The organism is Butyrivibrio proteoclasticus, from assembly GCF_900115735.1.
GTDB classification, from domain to species: Bacteria; Bacillota; Clostridia; order Lachnospirales; family Lachnospiraceae; genus Butyrivibrio; species Butyrivibrio proteoclasticus_B.
The window spans coordinates 16,395-34,107 of the sequence record NZ_FOXO01000036.1 but is presented as its reverse complement, the minus strand read 5'-3'; the positions used below and the strand labels follow the sequence as shown (position 1 = coordinate 34,107).

Below are 17,713 nucleotides of genomic sequence, written 5' to 3'. Positions count from 1 at the left end.
ATGCTACCTCAGCCATATCATTGATGATATTGTTCAGAGTCTGCTTGACTTCTGATGGGAAATTGTTCATAATGTGTACCTCCTTAATCATGAGTGAATGCGAATACGTTCTTGATTAAGGGGCCCCATTCCTGGTGGTAATCAGGAATGGGGCCACACATTTTGATATCTATGTCAATATATATTTTTAGTTTTTTGTATGAATTATGTTACTGGAACTGTAATCCGGTGACAGACCATTCACATGACAAAAATCAGCTCAAATCCGCATGATTAGCTGATTTGAGCTGATTACTCATAATAGTTCTATTTAGTTAAGCTAGGAAACTGGCATTGAAGCTTAATATTCCGGGAACAGTGTATTTTGATGATGCGCTAGACCACTTAAGCGACTATTACGATGGCGATGGGCGGAAATACTATGTCATCGAAGGAGATGATGGCCAGGTCATTTGTGGAATCGGTTATGACAGATTTGAGCCCATGAAAGATACAGCCGAGCTGCAGAAATTATACCTGACGAATTCTGCAAAGGGCTCAGGCCTAGGCTATAAAATGATAGACTTTATCGAAGACAAGATGCGAGAGGCTGGGTATAAGGCTTCGTATCTGGAAACCCATGACAATCTTATGGCCGCCATTCATATCTACAAAAAGAAGGGCTATAAAGAGATCGAGCGCCCCAAAGAGGTAGTGCATAGCACTATGAACAGATTTTTTTGGAAATCGCTGGGATAATGGCTTGTGCAGGCTTGTGATCTACGAATCTGTTATTTGAAGACATTGCGAATTTGTAATCTATGGGCATGCGATTGATGGACTTGTAATCTATGGACATGCGATCGATGGACTTGTAATTTTTAAACTTGTGTTTTGAAAAACGTGTTTATAATTGCGATTTATTGATTTGTGGGATAAGATTGGAAAAATGACGTAATTTATCCCACATTTTCAGCCTTTCAAACACCGATTTTTGGCGGTTTGTAGGATAATTCTTTAAATATCTCGCTTTTTATCCTACTTTTTTCATGTTCAGATGCTCTCATTTGAAGAATTAATAGGATAAAACCATTGATTTTAAGCTTTTTATCCCACAATTCATCAAAACAGGGTATTTTAAAGGCTGAAAAAGTAGGATAAAAAGAGTAAAAACCAGTCAATTATCCTACTCGCAGGAAAATCACCAATTTTTAAAGCTCTTTTTGTAGGATAAAAGGCGCAGTTTTACCGCTTTTATCCTACAACAACGAAGCGCAGTGAGAAGGCAGCAGCGAAGCGCAGAGGAGAAGACAACAGCCAAACACAGAGGAGAAGACGATGCCAAGCGAAAAGAATGTAGACAAAAAGAACGAATCTAAAAAGCAGTTAGGGCCTACTACTCGTCCTGAGATAAAACTAAAAAGCAGTCCCAAGGCTGATGCCATGAAAAAGGCGCCGGATGAAGTCATTGCCATGGCCATCAGAGATGCCTTGATAAAAGATAAGGAAAACAGATGAACCTGTAGAATAAGGAAGGCAGATGAAGCTGTAGAATAAGGAAAACAGATGAACTAATGCAGAGGGGGCAATTATGCGGGGGATCAAGAATCATAAGTTGCAGCTAAAAGACCGGATTATGGCAAAGACCGGCGGGGTGTGTGCAGCGTGCGGGAAGCATCTTGAGAGGCAGAAAGTTACGATAGACCATTATGTCCCCAAGTACAATGGCGGCACGGATGATGAGAGAAATCTTTTGCCTTTGTGCAGAAATTGCAACAGGCAGAAATCATCCAGGATGGTGGTGGCTGAGGACTATTATCGATTTCTTGGAAAAAGATATTGCGAAATGGCCAGTGAATATAGGAATGAACTGGAAAGGCCTGTGTCTTAAGCAAGGAGGATGGATATTTGTGCTGTAGATATTACTTTAGTGACAAAGCTGCATATAAGGTTGAGGGCGACCTGAAGCTTACGAAAGGAGCGCTTGCTACTAGCGCTGGAGACATTACTCCTGGGATGGCGACTCCGGGAATCATCTGGAATAGGGCCACCAATGAAGATTTCGCGCTGGAGAATCTGTTTTGGGGAATCACATCCAAAGACAAAAAGCTCATCATCAATGCCAGGGCTGAATCGGTGACAAAAAAGTCGATGTTTGCTGACAGCATTCGGAATCGTAGGTGCATTCTGCCTGCAGCGGGATTCTATGAGTGGGATGCAAGCAAGACGAAGTTCAGGTTCAAAAGAGCTGATGAGAAGCCAATTTATCTTGCGGGTTTCTATGACCTTAGTGATAACAAGGACTCTTTTGTGATTCTGACGACCGCAGCAAATGCATCAATGAAGCCTGTTCACGACAGAATGCCGGTAATGATTGATACGGGAAATGTCAGGGATTATTTAAAAGACCCGGCTGCAGCCCTTGAAATGATAAAAGAGCCAATGCCAGAGCTTGATAGAAAAAGTGACTATGAACAGCTTAGCCTGTTCTGATTATTTATAAGAACCAAGGAAAAGAAATGGCAAAAATTTTTAATAAAATTTTATGCTAATATTCCAAAATAATAATTTGTCAGTGTTATAATGCGCTTGGGGAGGCTGATGAGGCCTCTTTTTGCTTAAAAAATTTGGGCACCTTAAGTATCATGGATGAGAGGAGAAGGTGGCGATGAAAGATTTTCTTGCAAAGATACTGTATTTCATACTGGCACTGATCATTTTGATGTGCGTGTATATTGGGCTTTGTGCGGTCAACCCTGGCTTGTCGGAGCCTCTAAAGCAGGTTGTAGCTGACATTGAGGAAAAAAAGAGAATCAGTGCAGAAAGCGCAGCTGCCGCAAGCTCAGAAGCGTCAGCAACAGAGACTTCTTTGGAAGAGGAAACAGAAAAAGAGTCTGAGGCAGAAAAAGTCAGTACAGATGGGCCGGAGACAGCGCATCCCTATAATTTTGATCTGACTTACAAGGATTATGTTGATGCGTGGGATGATAGCGTGGTTGATGAAGATTTCAAAAACAGTCCTGATTATAAGGAGTTTGTGGATGCTTTCATAAAACCAGCGGAAGATGCGGATGAAGGGGACTATCCTAAAGACAGTTCCCATATGCTCTCGCCGCAACCTGAGATTGTAGATATTGAAGATGAAAAAGAGGCGCAGGAGATCATCGACAGCGTTGATCAGGGTGAGAATGGCGTAGGCCTTGAGTTTGATGAGCTTTACTATCCTTACTATCATATGCTAAATGACAGATGCAAGGCTTTGTATAGGCAGATGTATGCCAATGCTGTTGCGCTTAACACGAAGTTTGCGCCCATAAATGAAGCAACCACCAATAAAGAGGTGGAGAGCGCATTCTGCTGTCTTCTAGATGACCATCCGGAGCTCTTTTGGGTGGATATATCCTATTATTTCCAGTATGACTACGATGGAAATGTTATAGAGTTTGACTTTGATTTTTATAAGAATTTCAATGATATAGCTTCAGCGAGAGGTAAATTTGAGACTACGGCCCTGAACCTGGCAGCAGGCGCCAAGAATTTAAGTTCCCCTTATGAAAAAGAGCTGTATATCCATGATATGATAGTGGATAAGCTCAATTATCAGTACAATTCGCTGGATCAGAGCGCCTACAGTTCTGTGGTTCAGGATTATACTGTTTGTGCGGGCTATGCCCGGTGTTTCCAATACTTGATGCAGCTTGTTGAGGTTCCAACTTACAACTGCCATGGCTGGGGTGGAAGCGAGCGCCACGCTTGGAACATAGTTAAGCTTGATGACGGTTTCCACAATGTGGATTGCACTTGGGATGATTCGCTGGCTGGTTATGATTATTTCAATCTTAGCGATTCTGAAAACAAAAGCCACAGAAGAATGGAGTTTTCGGTGTATCTTCCACCTTGCGTTTCATCTGATTATAAGCCTGCGTCGGGGCAGGAAAACATCGACTCTAGTTCGGCGACAAGTTCTGATGCGAACAATGGGAATATTTCAATAGAAGTAGAAGATAACGGGTCGACAATCACAATTAAGGCTGAAGCATCTGCTTCAGTTGGCAATTAAGCTAGCGCAAGTGCTTCGGTAAATAATATAATGCAGATATATGCAGTTGAAATTAAGGCGGGAAGCTTCTTAAGCAGGGGAGAATCCCGCCTAATAAGTTGGAAAGAAGATTTATATCATGGAGAAATGTTTAAGACCCCATCATGGGATGTGCTTTCAGTTTTATGAAGGCAAGGGCTACAGTGCTGATTTTACAGACCATATGGGACGTGTGATAAAAGAGCTAGAGGCTGCCCCAATGCAGAAGGTGGTGCTGAAGGCTCAGACAGATATTGTCTGCAAAAATTGTCCGAACAATGAGGGCGGCCTGTGCACCTCTCAGGACAAGGTTATCAGATATGACAAAGAAGTGCTGAAGGCTTGTGGACTCAGTGACGGATGCGAGATTTCTTTTGCGGAGTTTAAGGGACTTGTAAAAAATAGAATAATTGATGCAGGTATCAGAAGCGATATCTGCTGTGATTGTAGCTGGGACTATATCTGCAGGAGTAAGGAGTAGCCAAGACGAGGTTTAAGAGGCACCATTGGTGCCTTGGCTTCTCTTCAAGTACATCCTACCGGCGCAGATAGCTGCGGCAATTGAGAAGATATAAAAGGCGGCCAGTATTCCAATGGCCATTCTCATTCCCAGGTGTTCTGCATTGAAGCCGGTGAGGGCTGTGAAAACAACACCGCCGATGCCAGTTGCAGTGGTGATCATGCCGGTTGAAAAGGCGGTGTTTTTTCCGGCGAAAGGAATCATCATATTGAGAACGCATGGATAGATGGCGCCACTGGCAAAGCCAAGAGGGATGCAGAGCGCAAATACCACGAGGCTGTTATCCATAAGAGCTACAAGGACGGTGAGAAGTGGAATTGCCACAAGGGCAGTAAGCAGGATGGCTCTGGCTCTTTTAGCAAAATAGCCCACGAATACTCTCGAAGGGATCATCATCGCCCAGAATACTGAGAGGGCGTAGCGGCCGAGGCTTGAGTCCAAAACGTCCGCGAACAGAGTTTCTACAAAGTACGCGAAGCCGTTTTCAAATCCAACATAGATGCACATGATAACGCAAAGAAGCAGGATTCCCATAAGGAAGAATTCTGTTTCTTTTTTTGTGGACCCATCTGCTGAAGCTCCCCTGGCAGCAGCTTCTCTTTTCCCCTCTCCTGATGCCATGATTCCGGCAAAAGAAATGAGGCTTCCCACTGCGAGAATGACAAAAAGAACTTTCCAGGTAAGCCCAAGTCCAAGGTAATACTCCACAACAAGCGGAGCCACCAAAGCTCCGAGGGCATACATGGAGGTCATGAATCCGATTTTTTTGCTTCCGCTGATGGGATAGGAGTCTGCAAGAGCAGCGATGGATATGAACTGAAGTGCACTGGTGGTGAGGCCAAGAAAGAACACACCTACAACAAATGCACTTTGCAGACCAATTATCTGGATTCCTGCGGCGGCCACAAACTGGATCACCAGCAGGAGCTTTATACACTTTGTTTTAACGTTGGCGTCTGCCCATGCGCCAAGGATCAGAGGGGCAAGCATGGTGGCAAAGAGCTCAGTTGCCGCAAAGAGGCCTTTGGAGGTCTCGGAAAGATCGTAGTTTTGCCCGATGCTTCGAAGACTGGCCTGATAGCCGCCTGCTTCAAAACCGTTAATGAATATGATCAAAAAAAGCACAAGCCATAAAAAGTCGAACTTTTCAGATTTATCATTACTGTTCATGGAAACCTCCTGAGCAGATATGCATTCTTGAATCAACAATTCAAGAATGCATCAACCAAGCCAATTTAAATCGACTTCGTCGATGAGGCTTGGTTGACTCTTCACTCATATTCTCACGAAATCCGCAGTATATGCGGATTTCTGGAATTTAGTTCAAAATGTCATGCTTTTTTAAGTACCTTCTACTGCTGAATGCGTTCAAGGACCTTGTGGTACATGTTTTCATCTGTGGCTTCTTTGTCAGATCTGAGCATTGCTGAAATGCTGACTTTCAGCGTCATCTTGTTGCCATCGAGCTCTCTGATAGATTCAATTGCTTCTTTTAACTGACTGCACAATTCATCAACTTCAGACTGCTTGTCAGTATATAAAAGCAGCGCAAATTCTGACTGTATCATTCTTGCTACAGCGCATTTGTCCTTTGTGACTTTTAGTATTTCCTGGCCCATTCGGTGTAAGAGCTTTTCGATAAAGTCTTCTCCATAATCAGCCATGACTCTGGCATGTTTCATGTTTCTAAGTATGATAAGCGCATAGTCACGCCCAAGATTATGGTAGTTCTGGGAATAATCTATCAGCACATCAAGGAAACCTTTTTTATTCATACAACCGGTAATGGTGTCAGTTCTTTTAACGTTATAAAGCTTGTCTATTCTGGCCATTTCCTCATCAACATCAAAGAAATAGCCCATTAGACCGATGATCTCATTACCGTCATATATAGGAGTTTTGAAGCATATGATGTTATGGACAACGCCTTTTACGATGCAGTATCCCGGAACGCCTGAAATCACGGCACCATTTGTAAGAACGGCAATTTCGTCGTCTCTGTATGCTTTTCCGTCGATATGCCAGCCCATGTCCTCATCGTCTTTGCCGAGGATATCGTCGATGGTAAAGCCGTAGAAGTCAAGGAACGCTTTGCTGGCGCCCATAAATTTCCTGTTTTTGTCCTTCCAAAAGAACTTAAGATGAGAGGCAATTACAGTGTTTTCCCACATTTTTGCATACATTTGTGAGTTATCAGACTTAAGCCCGTAATCTTCGCGGTTATATAATTCCTGAATTTTGTTAAGGATTGAGTGGGTATCGTCAGGAGTTGACTTTGTGCACATGAGGAATTCTTTTCCCTCTGTACCCGGTATCAGCATGAAGGACAGGCCTTTCCATTCATAATTGCCATCAACCTGTTTGATCCTGAACATGTTCTCAACATAGCCTTTGAAGCTGCTTTGTACACGGCTTGCCAGAGTGGACAAGTCGCAGAAAACATCGAATTTTTTTTCGTCAGCCAGTGCTATATAATCCTTCTTGAACTTTTGAACGTAGGAATTAAGGCGCATGCCATCGGTTGGAATATTTCGCATATAGCGGAACTTTCCAACAAGCGGAATGATCGTGTTGTTGGATGGATTGATCTGAGCCACAGTGTCAAACATGTGATTTATTTCTTTTAACCTGAAAGCAAGGCTGTTGCTCTTTTCAATATTTGAATCAGCAGAAATATTGCGGATGGAGCTAATGTAGATATGGCTCCCGGAGTTTTCCGCGATCTCTTTTCCCTTGAGGCACAGAATGCTGCCGTCAACAGTGAAGTAGAAGGTTTCAAGGTTCTTACTCTGCTTAACGGTATCAACGAATTTCATTAGCTGGGCATTAAAAGAAGAACGGGAATGGAACACTTTCGCGTCAATCGTCTCCATGTCATAGGAACTGCCAAAAGCCTGGGTTTTATAGACTTCATTCATGAAAAGAGTTCTGAAAACGCCGTTGTTATCTTCAAAAATTGCCAAAGGCTCGTCAGTACGCCTCGCGTGGAAGCTGGCCACATCGTAGAAATGGCGCCACTGCCTCTTTTCAATCTCAATTTTGCTCTCTTTGATATGGTCAAAAAAGTCATTTATGGGCATTGGTTTGCCGTAGTAATAGCCCTGAAGTCGGCCACAGCCTATGTTTTTGAGAAACTCCACCTGCTCCTGGGTTTCCACGCCTTCTGCCAGCGTCATGATATCAATTTCTTTTGCCATGATGACTGTGGAAGTTATTATGGCCTTGGATTTGTCGTCAAAGGAGCGAAGAAAAGACATATCGAGCTTAAGGGTGTCGAAATGATAGTCCTTAAGGACGGTAAGAGAAGAATAGCCGCTACCAAAGTCGTCCATCCACACCTCATAGCCGGTGCTCCTGAAGCGCTCTATCATGCCGGACATCAGCTCGGCGTCAGATACGATCATGCTCTCGGTTATCTCAACATGAATGTAGTCCCTTGGAATATCGTACTCGTCCACCGCATCCTCCAAAACCTTGAGCATGTCAGTGGCTTCAAGGTCAAGGCGCGAAAAGTTGATGGACACAGGAACTGCGTCGAGGCCATTATGAATACGCTCTGAAATGTCGGAGCAGACTTTTTTAACGATCCAGCAGTCAAGCTTGTGGATCTGCCTGCTCTCTTCGAGAGCGCCTATGAATTTATCAGGTGAAAGAAATCCCATTTCAGGGTCGATCCATCTTGCCAGAGATTCAGCGCCGCAAAGCTGACCTGTGAGCGCGCGAACAACAGGCTGGTAATATACTTTAACCCAGCCATTTTCCAGTGCTTTCTCGATATTGGCAACTACGTAATCCGCGATTTTTTGGCGCTCCTGACTATTGTCTGAGACAAGTGACATGAACGTAATCTCCATAAAAAATATTGCTATATTGAGCATAACATAAGTTAAGTACGGATAGTAAATTATTAATGATAAAATGATTATAAAGTTGAGGGACGTAATTTTATGGAGTGTATAACTTATGATAATTCAGACTGGTTCGCGCACAGATATTCCGGCCTTCTATGCTGACTGGTTTGCAAACAGGCTTAAAGAGGGCTTTGTTTATGTGCGTAATCCTTACAATATGACATATATTACAAAGTATTTATTAAATCCATCAGTGGTTGACATAATTTGTTTTTGCTCAAAGAATCCCAAGCCCATGCTTAAATATCTGGATCTTTTGAAACCATATGGAATGTACTGGTATGTGACGATCACGGGCTACGGAAGGGATATAGAGCCAAATGTTCCGGATATCCCGGATGTGGTAGAAACCTTTAAAACGCTCTCTGAGTTTGCTGGAGTGGATTCCATGGGATGGAGATATGATCCGATTTTCCTGGATGACAAATATACGAAAGACTATCATCTTGAAAAGTTCGAGGAAATTGCTTCGGCACTTGACGGCTACACGCAGACGGCCGTTATCAGCTTTATTGATATTTATCAGAAAGTGAAAAAGAACTTTCCCGAGGCGAAGCCATTAGAAAAAGCAGACAGAACGTACCTTGGTGAAAAGATGGCTCGGATAGCGAAGAATCATGGAATGACTCTTCGCCCCTGTGCAGAGGGAAATGAACTGGAAGTATTTGGTGCAGACTGCAGTGGCTGCATGACTCAGGCAATGTATGAAAAGGCTGTCCATAACAGCATGAATTTTCCTAAGGTAAAGAATGCGAGAGCTTCCTGCGCGTGCTATCTTGCGAACGATATAGGTATGTATAATACGTGCCTTCACATGTGCAGGTACTGTTATGCCAACTATGACGCGAAGACGGTGCTGGATAATAATGAGAATCACGACCCGCTTTCGCCTCTGCTTATCGGGCATGTAAGGCCTGAGGACGAGATACACCAGGCAGAGCAAAAGAGCTGGATCGATGGACAGTTATCTTTTGATTTCCTGTGAAAACAATAAACGGTATTGTTGGTGGCTATGAATGCTGTGGAGCTTGCAAAGCCTGACTGAAAAGAAAAAGATACTTTATAAACCTTTAATTTGTTAACAGTATAACGTTTATATTAAAATAGAATTGGTGTAATGCGTAAATCGAATGATGGAAATATCCAGGAGGAAATTCCCATGGAAAAATACAGATATAGCGATGAGGAACTGAAACTATTGGAGAGTAGCAAGGTTCCTTTTGCAATTTATCAGTTTATTGATAAGAGAGTGATTACACTGGTTCTATCTGAAGGCTTTTTTGAGCTGGCCGGATATCAGGGCAGAGACAAAAAAGATATTTATAATCTTATGGATACAGATATGTATCGAGATGCTCATCCCGATGATATGGCTTCTATAAATGATGCGGTTTATCGATTCGTGACAGATGGAGGAGTCTATGATGTTATCTACAGGATGAAAAGAGATGGGGAATACAGGATAATACATTCATATGGCAGGCATATCTACAAGGAAGACGGCACAAGGCTTGCATTTATCTGGTATACGGATCAGGGCTGTTATGTCGGTGACAGCGTGAATGGAAGCGAAGCTATATCCGGAGAATACGCCAGATTGCAGCAGGAGAACGAGCGTCTTAGAAAAGAAGCAGATGCAGCAAGAAAGATAATGAAATTGAAAAAATCTGTTTCAGATCTTTTGGCAAATATGCCTGCAATGACTTTTTCCAAGGATGTAAATACTAGAAAATACCTTGCCTGCAATCAGGCATTTGCCGATTACGCACATAAAGAGACACCTGAAGAGGTTGTGGGGCTCACGGATTTTGAAATTTTTGATGAGGAGACTGCACTTCATTTTATTGAGGATGACAAAAAGGCCCTTGCAATGGATAAGCCTTATATTTTTTATGAGGATGTTCCGGATGCCGCAGGTAATCCCAAGCAGTTTCAGACTACAAAGCTGAAATTTACAGATGACACAGGCAGAGAGTGTCTGCTGGGATTGTGCCAGGATGTTACTGACGCAATGCGCATTAAGCGAGAGTATAGCGAAAAGCTTGCACTTGTGCAGAATATGGCTGAAATTGATTCTCTTACCGGCATTAAAAACAAGAATGCATATAAGGAAAGAGAAAACCTGATGAATCAGAGAATTATTGAAAGACGTCAGCCTGAGTTTGCTATAGTTGTTCTTGATGTTAACGACCTTAAGAGGATTAATGATACTGAGGGGCATGAAGCTGGTGACAGATACATCTGTGATGCCTGTGAGATAGTCTGTAAGACCTTTAAACGAAGCCCTGTATACAGAGTAGGTGGAGATGAATTTGTGGTTATTTCACAGGATGAGGATTATGCCCGCAGTGACGAACTTGTGAATTTGATTGCAAGTCATAACGAGAATGCTTTGTTAAAAGGTGGCGTTATCATAGCTTGCGGTATGGCAAAATTCGACAAGGAAGATAGTGTGGCTGAAGTGTTTGAGATTGCAGACAAAAGAATGTATGATAATAAGAAAACACTAAAAATGCGAAAAAAGGCACTTAATAAGAAAGTTGAAGAGTGAATATGGAAAACTTAAAAATACGAGCTATCATATATGCACTTTTGGCAGCAGTTTTCTATGCAATGAATGTTCCTATGTCAAAGCTATTATTAAAGTTTGTTGAACCTACGATGATGGCGGCTTTTTTGTATCTGGGCGCGGGTGTAGGAATTGGCGGTATTTCTATTATGAGTAAAAAGGAGAAGGAAGATCAGCTTACAAAAGAGGAGCTTCCTTTTGTAATAGGAATGATTGTTCTTGATATAGCGGCGCCTGTTTTTCTTATGCTTGGACTGGATTATGGGACATCGTCGAATGCGTCTCTTCTGGGGAATTTCGAGATCGTAGCAACGACCATCATCGCTTTTATCCTGTTCAGTGAGAAAGTCACTGGAAGGCTCTGGGCTGCAATTGGCCTTATCTCACTGTCAAGCGCATTGCTTTCTTTTGAAGGGAGCCTTTCTCTTAAGTTTTCCTATGGCTCACTTTTGGTGCTTCTTGCCACAGTCTGCTGGGGACTTGAGAATAACTGTACCCGCAGCATTGCGTCCAAAAGTACTTATGAGATCGTGACTCTAAAGGGTATTTTTTCAGGCCTTGGAGCTTTGGGGATTGCTCTTATTAAACATGAATCTTTTCCGCAGGTCAGATATATTTTGCCTGCTCTAATATTAGGCTTTGTCGCATACGGACTGAGCATTTTTCTATATATCAGAGCGCAGAACGTTCTCGGTGCTGCTAAAACCAGCGCGTATTATGCGGTTGCACCTTTCGTGGGAGCGCTCTTGTCCTTTATCATTTTGCATGAGAAGCTCACTGGGATGTACGCTATTGCCTTTTTGATCATGGCAGCCGGCGCCAGCCTTGTGGTGGTGGATACTCTGATCAGGCAGCATGCCCATGTGCATATGCATACTTTCACGCACACTCACGATGGGGTTACACATACGCACACGGTAACACATTCCCATGAGCATAACCATTACGTGACAGACGGTGTTCATGGTCATCATCACACCAGGGAAGAGCTGGAGAATCTTTCTAAAGCGGAGCATGATCATCGCCAAGACAAAAGAACTAACTCATGAAGGCAGAAAAGAAACTATTTATGCAGCGTATATTATGTAGTATTATCATATACATATGTGTTCTAGCGGGTAAACAGGAGGTTTGTAATGGAAACTTGGTATTACGTAGTTGAAAGTATTGATGGCGATTATGCCAATTTAAAAAGAACAGATATTGAATCCGAGGATCTAAAGCTCGTTGCGAGAGCTCTTTTGCCGGAAGGAATAGCAGAGGGAACGCAGCTTAAGTATGAGTTCATGCAGTATTCAATTGTATGACATCTTGAACTAAATTCCAGAAATCCGCATATACTGCGGATTTCGTGAGAATATGAGTGAAGAGTCAACCAAGCCTCATCGACGAAGTCGATTTAAATTGGCTTGGTTGATGCAATCTTGAATTGTTGATTCAAGATTGTATGATCCGGTAATGACAATTTAAAGAAAAGGCTGAATCTGAGGAGAAAAGTGTATGAGAAGTGAAATTGAAAAAAGATGTGAATTGTTGGTGGAAAACAGGAAGCTCGCAGGGAAGGCTTCTTTTCTTGATCATGATTTTATTAAAGTTGTAGCCGCTTCTTTTTTTACAGAAAAAGACAAGACGGCTGATGTTGAGGAGCTTAAAGATTGCAAAAGACTCATCAGAAAAAAGCAGGGAATATTCTCAGAAATTAGAGGTAACAATGAGCTGGTCATCGCAGCTAAAATGGCTGTCAGCGGTAATCCTGAGGAATATCTGGATAAGCTGATAGATGTGTACAAGGAGTTTCAGAAGGGGAAGATCCTTGGCTCATCTTACAGAGTTCTTGCGGCAGCTTCAATCTGCGACACAGGAAGGGAATCTGAGGCAGAAAGCCTTGTTGAGAAGACCTATGAGATTATGAAGGGCATGAGAAAGGATCATCCGTTCCTTACAACAGATGAGGATACAAGCTTTGCAGTTCTTTTGGCAATGAAGGATAAGAGCACAGAAGAGATATTGGCCGAGCTCGAGGAAATTTACCAGCTTATTAAAAAGAACTTTGCATTCCATGAAAATGCTGCATACTCGCTAAGTCAGGTGCTTGCAACATTTGATGGACAGGCAGAGCTAAAGAGCGAAAAAGTAATGGAGCTTTTTGAGGCCTTCAAAAATGCCGGAGCAAAGTATGGTAAAGGATATGAGCTGGCTTCTCTTGGAATTCTTGTGGGAATCGACAAGAATATTGAAGACCTTGTTTCTGAGGTTGTGGAAGTAGCAGAATATCTTAGTGGTAAAAAAGGCTTTGGAATACTGAATATGAACAGGCATACAAGACTTATGCTTGGTACTATGATCGTTTCCGAAATCTATTCTGACGGAAACGTAGCAACTGGCGCATCTGTCGCAAGCAGTGCTCTTTCTGCAGTTATTGCTGCGCAGCTCTGTATGTACGTAGCGATCATGTCTGCGGCTTCTGCTTCAGCGTCATCAAGTAACTAATAGGGAATGGCACCCATTTGAAATTTAGAGCCTTGGGCGATATAATAATTACATAAAATCTGCTTTTTGTGGCAGCTGATACTCGTAACGGCTTGTATCAGCTGCCTATATTATTGCAGACTCATTGATATAAATCACGAAAGGCAAGGAAATAGAATTGAGAAAAGCAAGATCAGAAAAAGAAAACGCAATGAGGGAGAAGATGATTCCTGAGTTATATGCGAACAAATATAACAGCTTCATTGGGTTTGAAATTATGGAACTGAGTTCAACTTACAGTAAAGCGAGGATCAAATGTGACTCAAGGCTTCATAATACATACGGCAGTATACACGGAGGCGCGCTTCTTTCATTTGTTGACGCAATGGCAGGAGCTACAGCAAGTATGAGCGGACACTACGCAACAACAGTATCTGCAAACTTAAACTTTTTATTGCCGGCGGTAAACACAGAGTATATCTACTGCGAATGCATGAAGCTTAAAACCGGTAAGCACATTTTGGTATTTGATATAAGAGTTACTGATGATGACGGAAATCTTTTGGACAGTGGTGAATTTTCATTCTTTGCCAGCAAAGTTCCGGTTCTGGGTGATAATCTCAAGTTTTGATATGGTAAAAAGCTAAACGGCTCTGCAAAAAAACAGGGCCGTTTTTTATACTTATTTTAGATAATATACTGACGTAGTATAGTAAAATTGAAATGGACAACTAAACTCACTGGGGAAATAAGGGGGCAAGGATAAAAATGATTTCACTTGCAATTTCTTTTGTAATACTTCTATGTGGATATTTGGTGTACGGAAAGATTGTTGAGAAGGTCTTTGGTCCTGATGACAGAGAAACTCCTGCAGTTGCAATTAATGACGGTGTAGACTGCGTTCCGATAAAAACAGGAAAAGCCTTTTTGATTCAACTATTGAATATAGCCGGGACAGGCCCTATCTTCGGAGCCCTTATGGGGGCATGCTTTGGACCTGTTGTCTTTTTATGGATAGTATTTGGATCAATTCTTGGCGGTGCCGTTCATGATTATCTTTGTGGAATGATCTCATCAAGAAATAAAGGCGCGTCAATAGCTGAATTATCAGGTAAGTATCTTGGCAACAAGGTTCGAATTGGGATGCGTGTATTTTCAATAGTTCTTTTGCTTCTTACAGGAACTGTATTTGTTACGAGTCCGGCAGCTCTTATTGCAAAACTGACTCCTGACCTCTTTAGTACGAGTTTCTGGGTAATCATTATTCTTTTGTATTATATTCTGGCAACACTTCTTCCGATAGATAAGCTTATTGGTAATTTATATCCCGTATTTGGGATAATTCTTATTGCGATGGCGGCAAGCGTTATGGGCGGGACCATTTTGGGAAACTACACTATTCCTGAGGTTGAGCTAAAAGATCTCCATCCGGACAATCTTCCGATTTGGCCATTCATGTTTATAACGGTGGCCTGCGGAGCTATTTCAGGATTTCATGCTACTCAATCTCCAATGGTTGCTAAGTGTATAACCAGCGAAAAACAGGGAAGAATTGTTTTTTACGGGGCGATGATATCAGAGGCTGTTATTGCACTTATATGGGCCGCAGCAGGAGTTGCTTTTTATGGATCAACACAGCTTTTAAATGATGCACTGACAAATTTGGGCCAGTCCGGAACTGTTTATGAGATCTCACAGAAAATGCTTGGAAGTGTCGGTGGAATTCTTGCGGTAGTTGGTGTTGTTGTATGTCCGATAACATCAGGCGATACAGCATTTAGAAGTGCTAGACTTATCATTGCCGAGATGACAAAGCTTGATCAGAGTAAAATCAAAAATCGTCTTATCATCACGCTTCCTTTGTTAGGCGCAGGAGCAGTCCTTACTCAGCTTGATTTCAATGTGCTTTGGAGATATTTTTCCTGGTCCAACCAGACTCTGGCAATGATTGCGCTATGGACATTTTCAGCATATCTGATAAAAGAAGGTAAGAGCAAAAAGAGTTCTCTTATAGCCGCAGTTCCTGCGACTTTTATGTCAGCTGTCAGCATGACGTACATTCTTATGGCCAAAGAGGGATTAAGGCTATCTGCAGCTGTAAGCTATCCAATCGGTATAGCCTTCGCACTTGCTCTTTTGTTTTTCTATTTAATAAAGCTGAAGAATAGATAGCAGCGAACAATATATTGAATAAAAGTTTTCTAAATATTATTAAAAGATTTCAGCTATAGTGGATTTTAACGGTGGGCTTTATTAGAATTATTGTTATAAGGCTTATTGATTGGTTATGAAAGAAGAGTGAAAGAATCCTGAAGTTTCTTCAGGTTGTTTTAAATCAAGTTATATCAATTTTTGATGGAAAGGAAAAAATATGGGAAGTCTCACAAAGCGAATTTTATCATGTTTAGCATGCGTGGCATTAGTTTTCTTTTGCATTGGCGGAAGCATGTATGTCGTTGAGCACGAAGGACATCAGTATGATGGTGCGGCGCAGGGATTTGCAGGAGAGATCAAGGTCTCCGTTTTTGTTGAAGGAAATAGCATCACTGATATCACTTATCAGACTGAGGGCGAGACTCCTTCCATTGGAGGAAGTGCTATAAAAGCACTAAGGACAAAAATCCTGAAAACTCAGAATGTGAATATCGACACTATCTCCGGAGCAACGTATTCCTCAAATGGATTTTTGTCTGCTGTGGAAATGGCACTTGGAGAGGCCGGTATAGTTGCTGATGGAAGCGGAGCCGGAGCAGGAACTGCCGAAGATTATGAAGCTACTACTGATGTTGTAGTTGTCGGAGGCGGCGGAGCCGGAATGACTGCAGCGATCACTGTTGCTGAAAATGGTAAAAGCGTAATCCTTCTTGAGAAGAGTGACATTCTTGGCGGAAACACAAGCCGTGCAAGCTCAGGAATGAATGCAGCAGAGACTCACTACGAAAAAGAGCAGGGAATTGAAGACTCTGTAGAGCTCTTTATCGAGGATACAATTAAGAGTGGAAAAGAGATAAATGATCCGGAGCTTGTAAGGACTCTTGCCGAGAACACATCAGAAGCTATCGACTGGCTTGATAAAGAGAATGCTCCTCTTTCAGGGCCTCTGGGAACAATGGGCGGCCTTAGTGCAAAGAGAACTCACCGTCCTGTGGATGCAGAAGGAAATGTTACTTCTGTAGGTAACTTCCTTGTATCAGCCCTTGGAGTAAGACTTGATGAGCTTGGAATTGAAGTTCAGACCGGAGCTACAATAAATAAGATCCTTATGGAAGATGGAAAAGCTGTAGGCGTTTCAGGAGTTGGAGCATATGGCGAAAACATCACGGTTCATGCTAATTCCGTTATCATCGCAACAGGTGGATTTGGCGGAAATATGGATCGTATCGTAGCTCTTCGTCCTGATCTTGCAGGATATATCTCCACTAACGTAGCAACTGCTGATGGTGATGCCATTGATTTCCTTGGCGAAGTTGGTGCAGACTTTGTTGATATGGAGCAGATTCAGCTTCATCCCACTGTAATCTCTACCGATGGAGCACTTGTTGGTGAGGCATTAAGAGGTGATGGTGCCATTCTTGTTAATAGAGAAGGTGTGAGATTCACCAATGAAACCGGAACAAGAGATGCAGTATCCGCTGCAGAAGTTTCCCAGACAGGTGGAAATGTATGGCTTATTGCCAACCAGGAAATGTATGAAGGCTCAGCAGTTATCAAGAAGCTCGATAAGAGCGGATATCTTGTGACAGGTGCTGATCTCGACGAACTTGCAAAGGCCATGGAGTTTGATACAAATGCCACAGCTGCTTTGAAAGAAACAGTAAGTACCTGGTCTACCTACGTTGCTTCAGGTACAGACGCTGATTTCTCAAGAGATATTGGAACACCTCTTACAGATCTTTCTTCAGGACCTTACTATGCAGTTAATGTAGGACCAGGAATCCACCACTGTATGGGCGGTGTAAAGATCAACACAGATGCACAGGTGATTTCAACAGATGGAACTCCAATCCCAGGACTCTATGCCTGCGGAGAGGTTACAGGTGGTATCCACGGAGCTAACAGACTTGGTGGAAACGCTGTTGCTGATATCGTTGTATTCGGAAGAATTGCCGGTGAGAACGCATCAAAGTGATTGATAAAAAACAATAAAAAACTTCCAACACAGGGTATGAAAAATGTGTTGGAAGTTT

Annotated in this window: 17 protein-coding genes; 14 read left to right on the top strand and 3 right to left on the bottom strand. The window is 42.4% G+C overall.

Annotation, left to right across the window (positions count from 1 at the left end; all coding sequences use genetic code 11):
* The first annotated feature begins 333 nt into the window (after positions 1-333).
* On the top strand, positions 334-738 hold the full coding sequence (locus BM146_RS16425; protein ID WP_074891427.1) for a GNAT family N-acetyltransferase: 405 nt from the start codon (positions 334-336) through the stop codon (positions 736-738).
* 221 nt (positions 739-959) lie between these two features.
* Here BM146_RS16425 and BM146_RS19240 read toward each other — a convergent pair whose 3' ends face one another.
* Entirely contained in the window at positions 960-1,160 is a 201-nt protein-coding gene (locus BM146_RS19240; RefSeq protein WP_143087519.1) for a hypothetical protein, read from the bottom strand.
* Between the two features lie 157 nt (positions 1,161-1,317).
* Here BM146_RS19240 and BM146_RS16420 point away from each other — a divergent pair, with 157 nt between their 5' ends.
* From BM146_RS16420 to BM146_RS16400, 5 genes are all read left to right on the top strand, one after another.
* On the top strand, positions 1,318-1,497 hold the full coding sequence (locus BM146_RS16420; protein ID WP_074891425.1) for a hypothetical protein: 180 nt from the start codon (positions 1,318-1,320) through the stop codon (positions 1,495-1,497).
* 73 nt (positions 1,498-1,570) lie between these two features.
* The gene (locus BM146_RS16415) at positions 1,571-1,870 is read left to right on the top strand and encodes an HNH endonuclease (protein ID WP_074891423.1); all 300 of its coding nucleotides are present in this window, start codon (positions 1,571-1,573) and stop codon (positions 1,868-1,870) included.
* Between the two features lie 17 nt (positions 1,871-1,887).
* Positions 1,888-2,472: an SOS response-associated peptidase gene (locus BM146_RS16410; RefSeq protein ID WP_074891420.1), complete on the top strand. Its 585-nt coding sequence runs from the start codon at positions 1,888-1,890 to the stop codon at positions 2,470-2,472.
* A 175-nt stretch (positions 2,473-2,647) separates the two neighbouring features.
* Entirely contained in the window at positions 2,648-4,039 is a 1,392-nt protein-coding gene (locus tag BM146_RS16405) for a transglutaminase domain-containing protein (protein ID WP_074891418.1), read from the top strand.
* A gap of 118 nt (positions 4,040-4,157) precedes the next feature.
* Entirely contained in the window at positions 4,158-4,538 is a 381-nt protein-coding gene (locus BM146_RS16400; protein WP_074891415.1) for a DUF1284 domain-containing protein, read from the top strand.
* A gap of 12 nt (positions 4,539-4,550) precedes the next feature.
* Here the strand turns inward: BM146_RS16400 and BM146_RS16395 are convergent, their stop codons facing one another.
* Both BM146_RS16395 and BM146_RS16390 read right to left on the bottom strand, forming a co-directional pair.
* Complete coding sequence (locus BM146_RS16395) at positions 4,551-5,747, bottom strand: MFS transporter (RefSeq protein WP_074891412.1); 1,197 nt, start codon at positions 5,745-5,747, stop codon at positions 4,551-4,553.
* A gap of 182 nt (positions 5,748-5,929) precedes the next feature.
* On the bottom strand, positions 5,930-8,416 hold the full coding sequence (locus tag BM146_RS16390) for an EAL domain-containing protein (protein ID WP_074891409.1): 2,487 nt from the start codon (positions 8,414-8,416) through the stop codon (positions 5,930-5,932).
* Between the two features lie 124 nt (positions 8,417-8,540).
* Here BM146_RS16390 and BM146_RS16385 point away from each other — a divergent pair, with 124 nt between their 5' ends.
* The 8 genes from BM146_RS16385 to BM146_RS16350 all read left to right on the top strand — a co-directional run bounded on the left by BM146_RS16385 (position 8,541) and on the right by BM146_RS16350 (position 17,655).
* Positions 8,541-9,473 carry a DUF1848 domain-containing protein gene (locus tag BM146_RS16385; RefSeq protein ID WP_074891407.1) on the top strand — a complete coding sequence of 311 codons (933 nt, stop codon included), beginning with the start codon at positions 8,541-8,543 and terminating at the stop codon, positions 9,471-9,473.
* 174 nt (positions 9,474-9,647) lie between these two features.
* On the top strand, positions 9,648-11,039 hold the full coding sequence (locus BM146_RS16380; protein ID WP_074891404.1) for a diguanylate cyclase domain-containing protein: 1,392 nt from the start codon (positions 9,648-9,650) through the stop codon (positions 11,037-11,039).
* A gap of 2 nt (positions 11,040-11,041) precedes the next feature.
* Positions 11,042-12,106 carry a DMT family transporter gene (locus tag BM146_RS16375; protein ID WP_074891401.1) on the top strand — a complete coding sequence of 355 codons (1,065 nt, stop codon included), beginning with the start codon at positions 11,042-11,044 and terminating at the stop codon, positions 12,104-12,106.
* 87 nt (positions 12,107-12,193) lie between these two features.
* Entirely contained in the window at positions 12,194-12,364 is a 171-nt protein-coding gene (locus BM146_RS16370; protein WP_022775164.1) for a hypothetical protein, read from the top strand.
* A 193-nt stretch (positions 12,365-12,557) separates the two neighbouring features.
* The gene (locus BM146_RS16365; protein WP_074891398.1) at positions 12,558-13,547 is read left to right on the top strand and encodes a DUF4003 family protein; all 990 of its coding nucleotides are present in this window, start codon (positions 12,558-12,560) and stop codon (positions 13,545-13,547) included.
* Positions 13,548-13,704: 157 nt separating this feature from the next.
* On the top strand, positions 13,705-14,157 hold the full coding sequence (locus tag BM146_RS16360) for a PaaI family thioesterase (protein ID WP_074891396.1): 453 nt from the start codon (positions 13,705-13,707) through the stop codon (positions 14,155-14,157).
* 137 nt (positions 14,158-14,294) lie between these two features.
* Entirely contained in the window at positions 14,295-15,698 is a 1,404-nt protein-coding gene (locus tag BM146_RS16355) for a carbon starvation CstA family protein (protein WP_074891394.1), read from the top strand.
* 241 nt (positions 15,699-15,939) lie between these two features.
* Positions 15,940-17,655, top strand: coding sequence for a flavocytochrome c (locus BM146_RS16350; protein WP_177201710.1), 1,716 nt, complete (start codon positions 15,940-15,942; stop codon positions 17,653-17,655).
* Positions 17,656-17,713: the final 58 nt, after the last annotated feature.